The sequence below is a fragment of the Chryseobacterium candidae genome (assembly GCF_004916905.1).
Classification (GTDB): Bacteria; Bacteroidota; Bacteroidia; order Flavobacteriales; family Weeksellaceae; genus Chryseobacterium; species Chryseobacterium candidae.
Map to the genome: position 1 here is coordinate 1 of NZ_SDLV01000034.1, position 17,530 is coordinate 17,530.

Genomic DNA, 17,530 nt, shown 5'->3' on the forward strand with positions numbered 1-17,530 from the left:
TTAAATATTGTCTAATTTTATGTCAACCTATTTTAGGACTAGTCATTTTAAATAGATCTCAATAGTGAATTTTGCTTCGCAAGTGAATAGTGAAATGCAAACTTTCAAAATTGACAAGCGCAGCGAATTGACGATTCATTATTCACCAGACAACCTAAAACTGATGATCCTTCACATTCTCTTTATACCATGATGAATATTTCACGTAGTTATCTGCAATTCTGTTCACTTCTCCTTCCAGTAACTGCGCATTGATATCTTTGATTTTTCGTGCAGGAACTCCTCCCCAGACTTCTCCGGATTTAATGTGCGTTCCCTGAGTCACTACAGAACCTGCTCCCACAATGGAGTTTTCTTCTACCAGACAATCATCCATCACAATAGCTCCCATCCCGATCAGTACATTATCTTTAATGGTACATCCATGAACTATGGCATTATGACCTATAGAAACATTGTTCCCGATATTCAAAGGATATTTCTGATACGTACAGTGCAGCATTGCATTGTCCTGAACATTCACTTTGTCACCCATTCTGATATAGTGAACATCACCTCTGATCACTGCATTATACCAGACACTGCAGTCTTTTCCCATTGTAACATCGCCAATAATAGTAGCAGTTTCTGCTAAAAATGTATTCTCTCCAATCTGTGGTGCTTTTCCTAAAAGTTCTTTTATTAGTGCCATAATATTAATTTGAAAATTTGAAAACGGGCCAATACGAAAATTAAAATATACTATCTTTTCTGATATCTAACTTCTAAATTACAGTGATAGCAAAAATCTAACTCTCAATACTCAGCTTCTAACTTCTAATGCGTATTTTTGTATCTCAAATTTAACGAAAAAATGCGTACCGTACTTATAGAACCTACTGAAAACCCAAAAGTGATGAAATTTGTAGCAGATTACAATCTCATCCCCGGGTCTTTGGAACTGGACAGAAATTCAGATATTTCAGAAATTCCTTTGGCACAGGAACTTTTCAACTATCCTTTTGTGGAAAGAGTTTTCATTACAGCTAATTTTGTAGCTGTGGCTAAACAGGATACCATAGAATGGGAACATGTTGCTGAAAGCCTGAAAAATGTGATTGAGGATGAATTACTGGCCAACCCGAGAATTTATCTTCAGAAGAAAAAAGAAATGTATCAGATCTATGCTGAAATGACTCCGAATCCCAATGTAATGAAATTTGTTTCAAGCAAATTACTAATGGATGGTTTTGTGGAAGTAAAATCGAAAGAAGCGGCTGAAGAAGTTCCTTTGGCACTGGCTATTTTTAAAGAGTTTGATTTTGCAACGGAAGTTTTCATTTCGGACAATTTTGTAGCCGTTACAAGAGATAATTCTGTTGAGTGGCATCAGGTAATGATGACTGTTCGTGCGCTTATCGCAGAATATCTTCAGAACGGAGGCGAAATTGCAAAAATAGAACCTCAGAAACATGAAAATCCTGTTGAGAAAATTATTAACAGAGATTATACTGAGGATGAGCAGAAAATTTCTGACATTTTAAATGAATATGTAGCTCCTGCTGTAGAAAATGATGGGGGTAAAATTTCTCTGATGGAATATGATCAGGAAAATAAAACCGCAAAAATGCTTCTTCAGGGTGCATGCTCCGGCTGCCCAAGTTCTACTGCTACTTTAAAAAACGGAATTGAAAATATTTTAAAACAATTCGTTCCGGATTTGGTAGAAAGAGTAGAAGCTGTAAACGGATAAAAACTACCGAAATGCCTCCCGGAAAGGAAATTGTAGTGATTATTGGAAGTGCTTCAGCAAATTCCAGCAATCAGAAACTGATGGAACAGGTGCTGGAAAAGACAGACGATACAGACTTTCAGATATATACTGATCTTTCTGTCCTTCCACATTTTGATGCCGCAGTAACGGATAATGATACTCCGGAAGAAGTTCTGAAGATCAGAGAGGCTATTAACAACTCAGCAGGGGTGATATTTTCCACACCGGAATATATTTTCAGTATTCCCGGAAGATTAAAAAATCTATTGGAGTGGTGCGTTTCCACAACAGTATTTGCTGAAAAGCCCGTTGCTGTGATCACTGCTTCCGCCAGCGGAGAAAAAGGACACGAAGAGTTGCTGTTGATTTTAAAAACTCTCGGAGCCATAGCGGATGATAAACATCAGGCATTAATAAAAGGGATAAAAGGCAAATTTGAAAGCAATGGCTTACTGGAAAGTAATACCTTTGCCAAAGTATCAAAATTAGTAACAGATTTTATAACTTCTGTTTCATAATTAAAATTTAGAATATTGAATAAGAAAGGAATTTTACTAGTCAACCTCGGATCACCGAGATCTACTTCTGTAAACGACGTAAAGGAATATCTTGATGAATTTCTGATGGATGAAAGGGTGATTGATTACCGTTGGATCTTCCGTGCCCTTCTTGTACAGGGAATTATCCTGAAAACAAGACCTGCAAAATCTGCTGAAGCCTATAAAACGGTTTGGACAGATAAGGGTTCACCACTGATTGTCATCACTGAACAGATTCAAAAAAAGCTGCAAAAAGTGGTAGATGTTCCGGTGGAAATAGGGATGAGATATGCGCAGCCAAGCATTGAAACTGGTATTCAGAAACTGGTTGATCAGGGAGTCACGGAAATCGTTCTTTTTCCTTTATATCCCCAGTATGCAATGAGTACTACGGAAACGGTCATTGAAAAAGCCGAAGAAGTAAGAAAAAAGAAGTTTCCTGGTATAAAAATTAATTATATTCAGCCTTTCTACAACAGGGATATTTATATTAACTGCCTGGCAGAAAGCATTAAAGAAAAGCTTCCTGAAAATTTCGATGCACTGCAGTTTTCTTATCACGGAGTTCCTGAGAGACATATTTATAAGACAGATCCTACAAAGACCTGTAATCTTAACGACTGTTGTTCCAGAGAAGATAATCCAAGCCATCAGTTCTGCTATCGTCATCAATGTTATAAAACAACACAGCTTGTTATTGACAAATTGAATTTACCTAAAGAGAAAACGATTGTTTCTTTCCAGTCTAGATTAGGAAAAGATAAATGGATTGAACCTTACACGGACGAAACATTGGAAACAATTGGTAAAAAAGGGATCAAAAACCTGGCTATTGTATGCCCGGCTTTCGTTTCCGACTGTCTTGAAACACTGGAAGAAATTTCAGTAGAAGGAAAAGAACAGTTCATGCATGGCGGCGGTGAAAACTTCCATTATATTCCATGTCTGAACGATGAAGACCGATGGATTGAAGTGGTAAAAACACTTTGTGAAGAAAAACTGAATGATTTCTATTTGGTATAATCTTCTTTACTCAGAATATACAAAAGGCCGCAGATTAATTCTTGCGGCCTTTTCGTTGAATATATTAAAAATTTGATTGAATTATTTTTTAATCAGGTTTCCTGCTTTTTCTCCGTTTACCAGTACAATATATACTCCCGGAAGAATATTGGCAGGTAGCTGGATGTTAAGTTTATTTACGCCATCAGCAATTTCAACTTTTTCAGAAATTTCTTTTTTACCTGTCAGGCTTACCAGTTCTACAATTCCTTTTCCTGATTTTCCTTCAAAGTTGATAGTAAATCTGTCTGTTGCAGGATTCGGGCTAATGGTATACAACGCTGTTTGTGCTGCTGCCACTTTTCCTGCAGGAGAAGTTCCACCTCCTACACCTACAGCATTCCATGCATTTTTAACCTGAGTCACTTCATTGCTGGCTGCTCCGTATAAATCAGTAGCCGCCTGAATAGAATACGTTCTTGCATTCGCATACGTAGAAGAAGATGTCAGATAAGTTGTCAATGTTCTGTAGGCAATAGCACCTGCCTTATCAAGTCCGATTCCGGAAACATTATAGGCAAATCCTTTATCATTCGTACCTGATCCTCCTGTTACTAACAAATAATACCAGAAATTAAGTACTCCTGAATTGGTATGCACCCCGCAATAGTCATTAGACTGGCTTGGAGTAACACAACCGGAAGTGGTAGTTGTTTTCCAGTAGGTTCCCATATAGGTATCCGGCTGGCTGTATGCATTAGGATTAGCCATATTTCTGATTACATAATTGAAATCTTCTCCCAGTGTCCAGCTTGCCTGTGTAGGTCTCGCCCAACGCTCAATGGTATTTCCAAAGATATCTGAGAAGCCTTCATTTAACGCTCCGGGTTCTCTCTGATAGACAAGGTTAGCCGTTTTAGAAGTTAGCCCATGTGTAATCTCGTGGCCGCATACATCTATAGCTGTTAAAGGTTTTCCGCCATTTGTTGTTGAGCTTCCATCACCATAAGTCATTCTGGAACCATCCCAAAATGCATTAAAATAGTTGGTAGAATAGTGTATATAAGATTTAATAGCGAAATTATTATTATCAATACTCTTGCGTCCGTATTTTGTGTAAAAATAATCCACGGTCATTTCGGCTCCCCAATGGGCATCGGTAGCATATTGGTCTTTATTGGTATTGACATTATTCCAGTTATTGTCTGTATCTGTGAAGTCTACCGCAGAGGCATAGCTGGTTCCCTTTTTCAGATTATAGGTTTCCACTGAAGTTCCCCCATTTCTTCCTGTTTCTCTTAAGCGGTAACTTCCGTTATAAGAATCTGTAGTGATGTTGCGGGTTCCGCTATATCCTGTAACTGCTGTTCCCGGTGTGTTCACTTCATGGATGATAGCATCTACCCCCAGTACTTTTCCATTTTTAGCATCCACAAAAACATATTGTCTGCTTAATGGTTTTTCGGCATAGATATCAAATTTATAGGCTAGCCTTAAATCATTAAGCTTATCATCATCAGGATTTGAATAATACACCAATTCACCTTTTGGCGCATAGCTTGCGTTGGGATCACCGGTTTCTTTTTTAAGAAAATCCTCTTCTTCTTTATTTTTCCATTTATAGGATTCTGCACCTACAAAAGACAAAGCGTTCTGTAAAGCAGCATTTTCAGCAAGACTGGCAGTTTTGTCGAGACCTTTCGGAATTTTAATAATCCATTTTCCTGATTGTCCTACAATTTTACCGTCTTTTGTTTGTACCGCCATCATTCCATATTCTACAGGAATATCATTAACGGTCTGTTGAAATCTTTGAGTTTCAAAACCTAATGCATCTTTTTCCAGGCCTAGTTTACGAGCCTGCCCCGCAGAAAGTCTCTGAGACGCTTCGTCAAATAAAACAGGGCTTCCCTGGTAAGCAGGTGCATTTTTTTCAAATCTCATAAATTCAGCATGTAGTCCGCTTTTACCCGGAACCAATTTTGGTGGTGTATTTTGCCCAAAGACAAAAGAGCATGCAGCAACGCTTGCTACTAAGATAAATTTCGTTTTCATATTAATTATAGTTGATTGTGGAAACGAATTTATAAACTTTTAACAATAAAACAAGACAAACAATGAATAAAATTCAATTGATATTATAAATCAATAAAGAAAACACAATGATGATTTTAAAACAAAGAAAAATATTTAAACAAAATTTTTCTGTAATATTAATTTTATGTTAAAATATTTAATTAAAATCAAAATTTTGTGAATTATTTTTTTTCACTATGTAGTGCATTATATTGTAAAAAATCAACCTTACTATAAGATTTAATTGATTAATTATTTTCAACATGAACAAAAATAGGACTACCTCAAGAGGCAGTCCTATTTTATATGTATATTTTATAACTATTTACCGTTTGTTGGCAATTGGTGTTCTGAATTCTCCATATCCCATTAAACCATCATAATTTCTTCCGAATGGTGCATAATAAAGAAAGGCCTGATAAAGGTTTTCCGTCTGCCAGAAATTACCGTTTATTTCTCCAAAGTTGAGAGAACCATTTCCTTCTTTAGTTGCCAATACATAGTTATAAAATCCTTGTTTCAGGAATATTTTCGCTACATATTGTCTGGTGGATGCATCATACTGCATCTGATTTTCCTTGCTGGGTTTATAATTATTAAATCCTCCCAGCACATAAATTTCTTTATCCACAGGATCAGAATCCAGGTAGAAATGTACCCATGAATAGTCAGCTTCTCTTTCGGCATCTCTTTCTCTACCTAAATCATTTCTTCTGTAATACCATGCTCCATTCACATCCGGCTGATACTGATAATTTAAAGGGAACGCCCATACCGGATGAAGATACGTCTGGTTCACATCATCTTTTATTTCGGTAGCACGCACCATATCCGCGGCCATATTCATATTTTTATTATCGAAATAATAAAACTCATTATCTCCCGGAAAAACAAGATTCATCTGCTGGAACAAAACCTGATTTCCTAAAACACTGCTCGGTTTAAGATTGGAAATCACCATATTCGGGTTGTTATTCTGCATCACATTCATGGTAATTGAATTAACATTGGAAGAAATATCTCTGCCTTTCGGAGAAACATTCACTTCTACCCTCTGGTTAGCATTGGGATTTTTTGCATCTGCAAATCTTGAAATATTCAGCCCTACAGACGTTACATCTTCTACCAGATAAAATCTCTTTTTGAAAAGAGGCTGGTCTGCCGAATCTTTATAGACAATCAGTTCATAATTCCCTGAGACTTTCAGCTGGATTTTATCATTCGGGAAAACAAGTTTATAGTGGGTATAAGCCTGTAATGTATTGAATGAATACTGAAACTGGTCCAGCAGTGCATTCATACTCCCGGTAGCAAATTCTGTAAAAAACAGGTTATCTTCATTCCAGTTTCTGTCATAATGTTTGAAGGTATATCTGTAGATCTGACTGCCGTTTGTAAGATCATCAAAGCCTAAAACCAATTGTTCACCAATTTTAATTACAGGGGTTTCATCGTTGGTCTGAGGATTGAACAGCTGAACACTTTGGATATTTTGTCCAAAGACCAGTCCGCCCAAAGATAGTAAGAGTATTCGCAAAGTTTTCATTATGACGAAGATAACGAAAAATAGCCATTTTCTTAATAATATCGTATTTTTGAATAAAAAATATTCAGATATGCTTCAGATTCAAGGTTTCGTATTCAACTTTGCGAGTGAAAATACTTATATCATCTATAACGAAAATAAAAATGCCTGGTTAATTGATCCGGGAAATATGAATGCTCAGGAAACTCAGGCTATTGATCATTTTATCACAGAGAAAGAACTGAAGATTCAGAAAATTCTTTTAACCCATGCTCATATTGATCATGTATTGGGACTTCAGTGGGCTTTTGACAAATTCAATGTTCCTGTCAATATGCATCAGGAAGATCAGGAAGTGCTGGATATGCTTCAGGCGAGTGGTATGAGATTCGGAGTGCAGATCAATCCTGTAAAAGTGGATGTAGAGTACATCAAGGAAGGGGACGAACTTGATCTGGATGGCGAAAAGTTTAAAATTTATCATGTTCCGGGACATTCTCCGGGAAGTGTGGTGTATCATAATAACAATCAGAAATTCATGATTTCGGGTGATGTTCTTTTTGAAGGCAGTATCGGAAGAACAGATTTGTATAAAGGAAATTATGAGCAGCTGATTGAAGGAATTAAATCGAAACTTTTTATTTTAGATCATGATACCCAGGTTTTCTCAGGACATGGAAATCCTACATCGATTGGTTTTGAGAAACAGTACAATCCGTTTTTGAAGTAAAAGGGTCGGAGGATTTTAGGATTTGAGAGTCGTGTAAATGTCTTGAATCAAACTTAGATCTGACACTTAATATAAAAATCATTCTTGTCCGATTTAATTAAAACATCATTAACAGGTCGCTCCTCCGGAGCTTTATTTTACAGCGATTTCATTTTTTCTACTCACAGTAGATCCCGACGGGATCAAATCAGCTCCAAAGCTAACTGTTAATTCATACCGTAAATATTGATATTTTCAATGTATCTATACTTTTTATAGGACAGTAATGATAAAAAATACAAAACCGCCAGAAATTCTGACGGTTTTGCTGTTATAAAGAAATAGAATTTAGAAATCCAATGTGATTGAGGCTCTGGCGGCAGCTCCCATAATAGGTCTGGCCATGATGATTCCGTCTCCGTTTGGAGAACCTGCTCTTGGGTCACCTTCTGTGATTCCAATGGTATTAAAGATATTGGTTCCATCCACTGCAAAACGTATTCTTCCTAACTGGTAAGACATTCCCGCTCCAAATTCTGTAAAAGAAGGCAAGGTTTGCTTATTCAGCTCATCCTGGAAACGTTTTCCATAATAATTCATACTTACATATGCTCTCCATGATTTGGTAATATTGACAGCCGGTGAAATATTGAAGAAAAATTTAGGCATTCTTCTTACCACATTTCCTTCAAGCACGCTTCCGGCCTCAAGGTTTTTATATTTTGGACTCTGAATGGTCCCATTGAATGTTACTTCTAAAATATTATTGAACAAACGGGCGAAACCTTCCACTTCAACTCCATAGTTTTTGGTATTGGCAAAAGTATTTTCGGATTTACCATCAGAGAAAACATCCGTAAATGAAAGATTTTTCAAGGTAGAATAGAACGGAATCACTGCGATATCAAAAGTACGCGAGTAATATTTATATCCTACCTCCAATTGGTTCGTTGTTACAGATTTTAACGGTTTATCAGGGTTTGGATTGGAGAAATAATTGTAATAAGCTTCTTCATTCGGAGATCTGAAACCATTGGAGAAACGGGCGTACACAGCATTTTCTCTATTGATCTTATAATTGGCAGCTAACGTAAAGGAAACTTTATCTACATTGTAATTCCAGTAAGTGTATTTATTTCCCAATACACTCATATTATCATCAGCAGTTGTAGTATTGAAACCGTGAGTTCCATCCGTTGTTAACCCTGAATTATTTAAATTAGCACTTGTTGTATTGGCAAAATTTCCTTTGTAATAATCATGGCTGTAGCGAAGACCTCCGTTCACACTTAAAGCATTGGTAATATTATAATCCAGGTTTACATAAAGATCATTCAAACTTCCCTGAGTCTGGGTATCTCTCTGCAAAAATGTCATATTGGTAACACCGTTATATGTTTTGGAATATCCAACATCTGACGGGCTTAAAGAAGTATCTACCAGATTCAGTAATTCAGGTCTGTCCGATGCTGTAGTCAGAATATTACTCCAGTTCCAGTATTGGTGCGACTTCCAGTTGGATTTATAAAAACCTGCCGTAACATTTCCTTTATCAAATTTATAATTGAACTGTAAATCGTTTACAAAGTTATTCATCTGCTTATCAATTGCCCAGAAGCCAAGCTTTTGTACATATTGAGGATCAACCACTCCTCCACTGCCTACCAATGAATACTGATAGTTATTTCCTGTAATTCCGTTGCTCTTAGCAAAATCGGCAGCCATTTGTGGTCCTCCTGCAGGAAAAATTCCCGTATAGTTCATATTGATATTGGTATATCTCGTTTTGTTTAAAACCGTGAAATTATTCCCAAGGTCATATTTAAACACAGCACCCAATACATCTACTTTCGGATGGATTCCGTCTTCAAGATTTCTGTTGAAAAATCCACCTCCGGCCTGTGGAATATTCAGCTGGCTGATGGCTCTGTAGCTGTATGTTCCATAGTTAGGATCAAAACCTGGGAATCCTTTCAGCTTATTTCCGTTTTGGATCAAAGGAATCGGAAGGAAGAATGTATTTCTGTCATCCAGTTTTTTATAATAAACTTTTACATAGCCTTTATCAAAGACATATTTCAGGTTCATTCTGATCTGGCCGCCGTTATTGGCTTTGAAACCTGTTTTTCTGATTCCGTCATCTGTTCTGTAAAAACCACCGACATTGAAAAATAATTTATCCTGAACCAAAGCGCCTCCTACATTAACATCGGTACGCATCAATCCATAGGTACTTGTCTCCAGTTTTGCCGTACCTCTGAAATCATTGGTTCCTTCTCTGGTAATAAAGTTAATCAACCCTCCCGGAGAATTGGTAGCAAAAATAGATCCTGAACCTCCTCTCAAAGCTTCCATACGGTTGACAGAATTGTCTACACGGAAAAAGTTATCCGCATTAGCAAACTGAAGCGCTCCGTCTTCAAAAACCGGAAGACCGTCTTCCTGAACCTGTACAAATTCATAAGCCCCGGCAGAAGGAATCCCTCTTGCAAAAAGGTTGTTTCCTACTTCACCACCTGAGGTTTCCACAGCAAATCCGGGAACTCTCTGCAATAAAGCTGCAGCACTGATCGGGTTTTGCTTCTGGATTTCTTTGGAGCTAAAAGTAGAAATCGCTGTACTGGATTCTATTTTTTTCTTCGGATTTGAGTTTCCTGTAATGACAATCTGATCGATGGAAGAAACTTTTGCAGAATCCTGCGGTGTTTCCTGGGCATAAGCATTATTAAAATATAACGTAGCTGTTGCGGCGATTAAAAAGATCGATTTTTTTTTCATAGCCTTATTTTTTATTGTTAGTTTCAGTTTTGTTGTAATTGTAAATACACTCCATTGGTCCAACCGAATCCGTCCTGATTAGGGTATTCCCCTCCGCCTGCTATTGTTTCTGTGTCTAATGCATTGTATTTTTCCATCAGTTTCCCGGTATTTTTGTAGACCCTTTCTACATTGGAACACCAGTTGTTTTTAATTTTTTCTGCCAGCTCATTAAAGCCGTAATTTTTCATCGCTTTAAAGCCCAGCCATTGATAAGGTGCCCACGCATTGGGAAGATCCCACTGCTGACCTGAGTTTTTAGTTGTGGTAACAAGGCCACCCTGGTAAAGAAACTTTTCATCAACAGCTTTAGCAACAGCCTCAGCCTGCTTCTGATCTGCAATGCCCAGGAATAAAGGGTAAAGAGCAGCAATATGTTCAGACGGTGTTTTTGTGTTTTTTTTTGTGTGATAATCTTTATAATTGTTAGTATTTCCATCCCAGAAATAGGTATTGATCATCTGTCTTCGGTTTGCTGCTCTTTCTGAAAAATAATTTTCTTTTTCACTCAGATCCAGAAGCGCTGAAGATTTCGCCAAAGTCATTTCCAAATGCCACAAAAGGCAGTTCAGATCAACCTGCGCCAGATTCAGCGTTTCTATTGTCTGTATATTTTCTCCGTCTGCAAACCATCTGCTGGAAAAATCCCAGCCGGATTCACAGGCGCTTCTTATATTTCTGTAAAATTCGTCTCCTGAAGCGGTCTCCTTGTCTTCAATATCGATCAGGTAACTTTCAGGGCGTGGTGCATTTTCTGCATCATAATAACGGTTCAGAATATCTCCGTTTGTAGTTTTAACAACCCTTTTTACACTGGATCCGTTTTCAAGCCATTCTTCTCCATTCATCCAGAAAGCATATTCTTTCTCCAGTGTTTCTTGGTATTTCGTATAAATCGCTTTATCTCCAGTGGTTTCAAAAAGAAGATCCAGCATTAATGAAAAATAAGGAGGCTGCGATCTGCTTAGGAAATGAGTTCTGCTTGCATTCGGGACAAATCCTACATTTAAGATCAGATAAGAACAGTTTTCAATAATATTTTCCATCATTTCTACTCTTCCGGAAACCTTTAATCCAAGCATGATAAAATAGCTGTCCCAGTAGAAAAATTCATTAAAACGGCCTCCCGGAACAATGTACGGCTTTGGTAATTTTAAAAGCGTTCCTTTTTCTTCATACGCTGTACGGGTCAGTTCATCCCATAACTTTTCAATATGTTCACCAATGGGAAGCTGTTCTTCTCTGTGTACAGAAACTCTCGCACCTAAGAAATCAAAATGAGTCATCACAAAATCTTTCAGGTTAAAACCTTCCGTATTTCTGGATTTTTCGTAATCCTCATTAATCTTTGCAATGGGAAACAGAGGAACTGCATCCGTCATCATTTTCTGATCTTCAAAAATTTCAGATCTCTGTACCGCATCAAACAGAATTTGAATTTCTTTTATGTAAAGCTGATTACTCATTGTTATTTTTTAGGATTAATTTTTAATTTATTCATGAAAACCGCAGAGGTGATCAATAATGAAAGAGGAATCAGGGAAAGGTAAAATGCCTGCTGTCCGCTGAACTCCTGAAACACAAAACCTGTAATAATAGAACCTATCGTTCCTCCGATTGCTGAGAAAACAACGATCAGTCCTGACATTGCACTGTGCAGATATTTCGGAATCGAAGCAAGAATTACAGAATTAATGCTTGGATAAATAGGTGCCAGCAAACCTCCCATCAAAGGAAATAAATACACGACCAAAGGGGCATTCATCCAGTTTGTATTCGTATCAATATGAATATTATGGGTAAGGGGTAAAACCAACAGTAAACTAATGGCAAAACCCACCACACAGAAAGAAACCACATAGATCCAGCTGAATTTTTTGGAGAAGAATCCCGATAAAAATCTTCCCAAAGCAAAAGCTCCTGCCAAAACCGCACCTGCCTGAATACTCATAGAGGTAGGCACTTTTAAAATTTCTTTATAAAAAGTAGGAGTCCATGTCTGAAAACTCTGCTCTACCAGTACAAAAAGGAAAGCACATAATAAAAAGCACAGTACTTTTTTATAGCTGAATAAGCTTACACTGTTTTTTAAATCTCCCAGGAGATCTGTTTTCTCACTTTTAGCTTCCTGTTCATTCAGTTTTGAAAAGAATAAGAATAAAAAAGATAAAGTTGAAAGTCCACCCAACACCCAATATACATTCAGCCATTCTGTGGATTTCGGATTGTGATCATCAATATATAAGCTGAATAAAATATTTCCTGCCAATACCCCGATCATGAAAAAGCCTTCCAGAAATCCCATAAAACTGGAATGTTCTTTATCTGTTTCCGTTACCAGCCCGATAGAAGTAAAAACCGATATTTTGATCAGTGCAAAGGAAACTCCTACTGTGGCAAATAATAATTTGAACACCCAGAAATCATTGGTAAACGGCATTACAAAACACATACAGCTTACCAGTAATAAAGCAATCAACATTGATTTTTTGATTCCTATCTTCGGAAGAAATGAAGCCAGAATGAAAGAACATATGGCAATCGGAAGATCTTTGAAGCCTTCCAGAACACTGGCCGAAGATTTTGAAATCCCAAAATTCTGCTGTACCTGTAGAATGACTGTTCCTACAGAATTCAGAAGAATGGCGAAGACAAAATAGTTTAAAAATAAAACGGCCTTGATGTTAAGATTTTTCATTCAGGTTATTTCTTGTCGGCTAAGATAGAAGCATTTCTGTTAACGATAATTTAACACAGTAAATCAATATTTGAACTATATTAATATATTTAGTATTTTTAATGAATAAATATGATTAATTAGATGAAAGTTACTTTTGAAAGGGTCATCCCTAATGAAAAGAGTTCATTCCGTACCATTCACAATAACTCTCCCATTTCAGAATTCAAATGGGAATACCATTATCATCCCGAAATTGAGCTGGTATGTGTCATTTCCGGGAATGGAACCCGCCATGTAGGCTATCATAAAAGTAATTATACGAATGGAGATCTGGTATTAATTGGTTCCAATATTCCCCACTCCGGATTTGGACTGAATTCTATTGATCCTCACGAGGAAATTGTGCTTCAGTTCAAAGAAGAAATCCTTCAGTTTCCACAGCAGGAAGTAGAAGCCAGATCTATTAAAAATCTGTTGGAACTTTCTAAATATGGGATTCATTTTCATCATAAAGTAAAAAAAGTAATGCTTCCCAAACTGAAGCTGATGTTAGAATCAGAAGGCTATAAAAGATATTTACTATTGCTTGAAATTCTTTTTGAGCTTTCGAAATGTGAGGATTATGATCTCTTAAATAAGGAAATCATGCCTTATACCATTATTTCAAAAAATAAAACCCGCCTTGAGAATATCTTCACCTATGTAGAACATCATTACGACAAAGAAATTGATATTGAAGACGTTGCCAAACTGGCCAATCTTACTTTACCGGCTTTCTGTAATTTCTTTAAAAAAGCGACACAGATTACTTTTACAGAGTTTGTAAACCGTTACAGAATCAATAAAGCATGTCTGCTGATGGCCCAGGACAGGTCTATTTCAGAATGCAGCTATCAGTGTGGGTTTAATAATGTAACGTATTTTAACAGGATGTTTAAAAAATATACGGGGAAAACACCGTCAGAGTTTATCAGGAATTACTCTGACAGCAACGTCAATATAGATATAAAGACTGAAAAGGAGATTAAAGCTAAAGTAAGTTTTTGATAATTTGCCAGGACTCTTATCAACAATTCGTGCGGTTATACTAAGCGTTCTGCTTGTCCATTCTGTAGGAATCCAGGTTTAGTTACAGAAATTTTGTAAGGGCTTACAATAAAAAATGAGGGTTAGACTCCTACGGAGTGACAAAGTGAATGAATAGACAATGCTTTCGTATTTGTCATTCCGTAGGAATCCAACTTACTTCTGAAAATTTCGCAGGTACTTACAATAAAAAGATCAGTTGTGCCGAGACTCCTACGGAGTGACAAACTGTGTGGATAACAGGTGAACTATGTTGCGATCAACAAAAAAGCCACTCCAAAAGAGCAGCTTTGTATTATCGGGTAAAAACCAGTAACTCAATAAATCAGCAACCAGCAATTATTTCCATTTAATATTGCATCCCATACTTGGTCTTTGAATTTCTTCCTGAGCTTCCCCAGCCAAAAGATTTTCAAAAGCAATAATCAGATCTTCTCCGGTTACATCTTTATTATTTCCCGGTCTTGAGTCATCCATCTGGCCTCTGTATACAAGATCAAGCTTATCATCAAAGAAATAAAAATCCGGTGTACAAGCGGCATCATAAGCTTTTGCTACAGCCTGACTTTCATCAAACAGATAAGGGAAATCAAATCTTCTTTCAATCTGGAATTCGATCATTTTTTCAGGAGAATCTGCCGGATATTTTTCAATATCATTAGCATTGATAGCGATGAATTCAATTCCGCGCTCGTTATAATCTTCATATAATTCATTGATCTTATCGATCACATGAAGAACAAACGGACAGTGGTTGCACATGAAGATCACCAAAGTACCTTTTTCTCCTTTCAGCTCATCCAAAGACTGAAGTTCATTCGTTTTTGACGGGTTAGGAAGTTCAAAAAACGGCGCTTTTGTTCCTAATGCCAACATATTTGAGGGAGTATTCATATCTTTATTTCTTTACCGGCAAAGATAATTATTTCTTTTATTAATTGAGCCGAGTTCTGAAACAGACATTTTATTTTTAATAGAGTAAGGAAACCGGAAGCTGGAGGGAGGAAGATAATTACCACCAAAAATAGTTATAGTCAAATTCTATTAATGGATTTTTTTACCCCAAATCAACTTCCAGCCCCATTCTTCCAGCTTCCAGCCTTTGCTTAATTTCTCTTTCAATAGGAGGCGAACTCATAAAACTCACAATATCCCTTGGAAGTTATAGTAAAAAGTTTGTAGTTTTGCTAACGCTGTTAGTAAATAAAAATCATGGGTCTACATGAACGCCGTCAACGAGAAAAAGAATCCATCCGTGCAAATATTTTGCAGGCTGCTTTTACGTTGGCTAAAACTGACGGCTGGGCATCGCTTTCTATGCGTAAGATAGCAGATGCTATTGAGTATAGTGCACCTGTAGTGTATGATTATTTTGAAAATAAAGAAGCTATTCTATTTGAAATTTCTTTAGATGGCTTTCACAAGTTACATATAGAACTATTAAAAGCTCAGCAAAAACACGATACTCCGGAAGAGCAGCTTGTTGCCATTGTGGATGCGTACTGGAACTTTGCTTTTAAAAACAAGGAATATTACCAGCTTATGTTTGGCCTTGGAATGCAGTGTTGCGGAAAAGGTCAGATGAAAAAGGAATTCTCATCATTTCAGGAGCTTATCTATGAATGCACCTATGAGATTATTAAGAAAAACGGATCTAATCCGGACAATGCCTGTCATATGTCTCACGCTCTGTTTTCTGCCGTACACGGTATGATCTCTATTATGATGATGCGTACAGCGGATATTCCTTCAACAATGAATAAGACTACATTGGACGAAACTGTTTCGGCTTTTATTAAGTCTTTATAATTTTTTTTGAATTAAAAATTAACACCGTTAGGAAAATTAACACTGAATTAATATAGATAATTCTTGTTACTCCTGATTAAAAACTCAATCATTTATGAAGCCATTCATAGTTTTCAGTTGTTAAAATTAGTCATTTTTTGCCTATAAATTAACACTGTTAGTAAAATTAACACACCTTACACCATCATTATACACTTCAATACATTAAAAACAATTTTCAATTATGGAAACAATCGACTTTATCGGACATTAAAAATTCTGTATTTTTTTTGAACAAATTATTAACACTGTTAGGAAAAAATACAGCATTTATCAAAACACTTTACTTACCTCTAACACTTCATTAAAAAAATTAAACCAACAATGAAATTACCTGGAAAAACAAGGTTTATTGTACTTATTGCAAGTATAATTCTTTTACAGAGCTGCACAAAAGCCGCAGAAGGAACCAATGCCGCACCTCCAGCTCCAGAACTTCCGGTTTATACCGTTATTACATCACCCGCAACTACATATCAGGAATTCCCAACTGCTTTGGAAGGGAAAAACAACGTAGAAATCAGATCTCAGGTAGACGGATATCTGGATAGAATCTATGTGGAAGAAGGCTCATATGTAAGAGCAGGACAACCATTATTTAAAATAGATTCAAGAAGCTACGGCGAGCAGATGAATATGGCTCAGGCTAATCTTCAGGCTGCCAATGCCAATATCCAAAAAGCAAGAGTGGAAGTAGACCGACTTCAGCCACTGGTTGCTGCCAAAGTAGTTTCTGATGTACAGCTTAAAACAGCAAAAGCCAATTATGAAGCTGCGGTTGCTGCAGCTGCTCAGGCCAGAGCCTCTGTGGGAAGCGCCAGAATCAATGTAGGATTTACCACCATTACAGCTCCTGTAAGCGGTTATATCGGAAGAATTCCTTACAAAAAAGGAAGTCTCATCTCCAGAACAGATCCGAATCCATTGACATTATTATCTGATATCAGTGAAATCTACGCCTATTTTTCTTTAAGTGAACTTGACTTCATCGCTTTCCAGAACAAATATCCGGGAGCAAGCTTAGAAGAAAAACTGAAAAATATGCCGATGGTAGATCTTGTCATTGCTGATAACAGTACTTACCCTGAAAAAGGAAGACTAAGTATTGTGGACGGACAGTTTGATAAAACTACCGGAGCCATAAGTGTACGTGCCGTTTTTCCTAATGCCAACGGAACTTTAAGAACCGGAAACACAGGAAGAGTGCGTATGCCACAGCTGATCTCGAATGCTGTGGTTATTCCACAGGAACCCACATTCGAAATTCAGGATAAAACCTATGTTTATGTAATGGGTAAAGATCAGAAGGTAATGGGGAGACCTATTAAAATTTCAGGAAAAACGGATAGCTATTATTTTATTTCTGAAGGGCTTAAGCCTGGAGAAAAAATTGTATTCACGGGAATTGGAAACCTGAAAGACGGTGCTTCCATCAAGCCGAAAAATATTTCTTCGGACAGCTTGTTAAAAGCAAAACCATTATAGTCCTTTCCGA

14 protein-coding genes are annotated in these 17,530 nt (G+C 37.0%); 7 read left to right on the forward strand and 7 right to left on the reverse strand.

Annotated elements, in window-relative coordinates; all coding sequences use genetic code 11:
- Positions 1-154: 154 nt before the first annotated feature.
- A complete protein-coding gene (locus EK417_RS16345) occupies positions 155-691 on the reverse strand; it encodes a gamma carbonic anhydrase family protein (protein ID WP_076595856.1) in 537 nt (178 codons plus the stop codon).
- A gap of 162 nt (positions 692-853) precedes the next feature.
- On the opposite strand from EK417_RS16345, the gene EK417_RS16350 reads away from it, so the two are divergent.
- The 3 genes from EK417_RS16350 to hemH are packed head-to-tail and all read left to right on the forward strand — an operon-like array spanning position 854 to position 3,315.
- A complete protein-coding gene (locus tag EK417_RS16350; protein ID WP_076595855.1) occupies positions 854-1,732 on the forward strand; it encodes a NifU family protein in 879 nt (292 codons plus the stop codon).
- A gap of 11 nt (positions 1,733-1,743) precedes the next feature.
- Positions 1,744-2,271 (forward strand): NADPH-dependent FMN reductase, encoded by a 528-nt coding sequence (locus tag EK417_RS16355; RefSeq protein WP_136522768.1) that lies wholly within the window; start codon positions 1,744-1,746, stop codon positions 2,269-2,271.
- Positions 2,272-2,286: 15 nt separating this feature from the next.
- Positions 2,287-3,315, forward strand: coding sequence for a ferrochelatase (gene hemH / locus EK417_RS16360; RefSeq protein ID WP_136522769.1), 1,029 nt, complete (start codon positions 2,287-2,289; stop codon positions 3,313-3,315).
- Between the two features lie 81 nt (positions 3,316-3,396).
- On the opposite strand, the gene EK417_RS16365 is transcribed toward hemH, so the two are convergent.
- Together EK417_RS16365 and EK417_RS16370 are read right to left on the reverse strand one after the other, a co-directional pair.
- On the reverse strand, positions 3,397-5,349 hold the full coding sequence (locus tag EK417_RS16365) for a M4 family metallopeptidase (RefSeq protein ID WP_136522770.1): 1,953 nt from the start codon (positions 5,347-5,349) through the stop codon (positions 3,397-3,399).
- 346 nt (positions 5,350-5,695) lie between these two features.
- Entirely contained in the window at positions 5,696-6,916 is a 1,221-nt protein-coding gene (locus tag EK417_RS16370) for a type IX secretion system plug protein (protein ID WP_136522771.1), read from the reverse strand.
- A gap of 70 nt (positions 6,917-6,986) precedes the next feature.
- Here EK417_RS16370 and EK417_RS16375 point away from each other — a divergent pair, with 70 nt between their 5' ends.
- Positions 6,987-7,625 carry an MBL fold metallo-hydrolase gene (locus EK417_RS16375; protein ID WP_076595912.1) on the forward strand — a complete coding sequence of 213 codons (639 nt, stop codon included), beginning with the start codon at positions 6,987-6,989 and terminating at the stop codon, positions 7,623-7,625.
- Positions 7,626-7,952: 327 nt separating this feature from the next.
- Here the strand turns inward: EK417_RS16375 and EK417_RS16380 are convergent, their stop codons facing one another.
- Genes EK417_RS16380 through EK417_RS16390 form a run of 3 tightly spaced genes read right to left on the reverse strand, consistent with a single transcriptional unit; the run spans position 7,953 to position 13,119 of the window.
- Positions 7,953-10,382 carry a TonB-dependent receptor gene (locus EK417_RS16380; RefSeq protein ID WP_136522772.1) on the reverse strand — a complete coding sequence of 810 codons (2,430 nt, stop codon included), beginning with the start codon at positions 10,380-10,382 and terminating at the stop codon, positions 7,953-7,955.
- 23 nt (positions 10,383-10,405) lie between these two features.
- On the reverse strand, positions 10,406-11,887 hold the full coding sequence (locus tag EK417_RS16385) for a trehalase family glycosidase (protein WP_136522773.1): 1,482 nt from the start codon (positions 11,885-11,887) through the stop codon (positions 10,406-10,408).
- A gap of 2 nt (positions 11,888-11,889) precedes the next feature.
- Positions 11,890-13,119 carry an MFS transporter gene (locus EK417_RS16390; RefSeq protein ID WP_110367027.1) on the reverse strand — a complete coding sequence of 410 codons (1,230 nt, stop codon included), beginning with the start codon at positions 13,117-13,119 and terminating at the stop codon, positions 11,890-11,892.
- Between the two features lie 123 nt (positions 13,120-13,242).
- Between EK417_RS16390 and EK417_RS16395 the strand changes: the two genes are divergently transcribed.
- Positions 13,243-14,148 (forward strand): AraC family transcriptional regulator, encoded by a 906-nt coding sequence (locus EK417_RS16395; protein ID WP_136522774.1) that lies wholly within the window; start codon positions 13,243-13,245, stop codon positions 14,146-14,148.
- A gap of 378 nt (positions 14,149-14,526) precedes the next feature.
- On the opposite strand, the gene EK417_RS16400 is transcribed toward EK417_RS16395, so the two are convergent.
- Entirely contained in the window at positions 14,527-15,081 is a 555-nt protein-coding gene (locus EK417_RS16400) for a thioredoxin family protein (protein ID WP_034694944.1), read from the reverse strand.
- A 318-nt stretch (positions 15,082-15,399) separates the two neighbouring features.
- Between EK417_RS16400 and EK417_RS16405 the strand changes: the two genes are divergently transcribed.
- Both EK417_RS16405 and EK417_RS16410 read left to right on the forward strand, forming a co-directional pair.
- The gene (locus tag EK417_RS16405) at positions 15,400-15,996 is read left to right on the forward strand and encodes a TetR/AcrR family transcriptional regulator (RefSeq protein WP_076595846.1); all 597 of its coding nucleotides are present in this window, start codon (positions 15,400-15,402) and stop codon (positions 15,994-15,996) included.
- A 363-nt stretch (positions 15,997-16,359) separates the two neighbouring features.
- The gene (locus EK417_RS16410) at positions 16,360-17,520 is read left to right on the forward strand and encodes an efflux RND transporter periplasmic adaptor subunit (protein WP_136522775.1); all 1,161 of its coding nucleotides are present in this window, start codon (positions 16,360-16,362) and stop codon (positions 17,518-17,520) included.
- Positions 17,521-17,530 lie beyond the last annotated feature (10 nt).

Bases quoted from the DNA above. Each gene is read 5' to 3' on its own strand.
- EK417_RS16345 (WP_076595856.1), bottom strand. From the start codon at position 691: ATGGCACTAATAAAAGAACTTTTAGGAAAAGCACCACAGATTGGAGAG.
- EK417_RS16350 (WP_076595855.1), top strand. From the start codon at position 854: ATGCGTACCGTACTTATAGAACCTACTGAAAACCCAAAAGTGATGAAA.
- EK417_RS16355 (WP_136522768.1), top strand. From the start codon at position 1,744: ATGCCTCCCGGAAAGGAAATTGTAGTGATTATTGGAAGTGCTTCAGCA.
- EK417_RS16365 (WP_136522770.1), bottom strand. From the start codon at position 5,349: ATGAAAACGAAATTTATCTTAGTAGCAAGCGTTGCTGCATGCTCTTTT.
- EK417_RS16370 (WP_136522771.1), bottom strand. From the start codon at position 6,916: ATGAAAACTTTGCGAATACTCTTACTATCTTTGGGCGGACTGGTCTTT.
- EK417_RS16375 (WP_076595912.1), top strand. From the start codon at position 6,987: ATGCTTCAGATTCAAGGTTTCGTATTCAACTTTGCGAGTGAAAATACT.
- EK417_RS16380 (WP_136522772.1), bottom strand. From the start codon at position 10,382: ATGAAAAAAAAATCGATCTTTTTAATCGCCGCAACAGCTACGTTATAT.
- EK417_RS16385 (WP_136522773.1), bottom strand. From the start codon at position 11,887: ATGAGTAATCAGCTTTACATAAAAGAAATTCAAATTCTGTTTGATGCG.
- EK417_RS16390 (WP_110367027.1), bottom strand. From the start codon at position 13,119: ATGAAAAATCTTAACATCAAGGCCGTTTTATTTTTAAACTATTTTGTC.
- EK417_RS16395 (WP_136522774.1), top strand. From the start codon at position 13,243: ATGAAAGTTACTTTTGAAAGGGTCATCCCTAATGAAAAGAGTTCATTC.
- EK417_RS16400 (WP_034694944.1), bottom strand. From the start codon at position 15,081: ATGAATACTCCCTCAAATATGTTGGCATTAGGAACAAAAGCGCCGTTT.
- EK417_RS16405 (WP_076595846.1), top strand. From the start codon at position 15,400: ATGGGTCTACATGAACGCCGTCAACGAGAAAAAGAATCCATCCGTGCA.
- EK417_RS16410 (WP_136522775.1), top strand. From the start codon at position 16,360: ATGAAATTACCTGGAAAAACAAGGTTTATTGTACTTATTGCAAGTATA.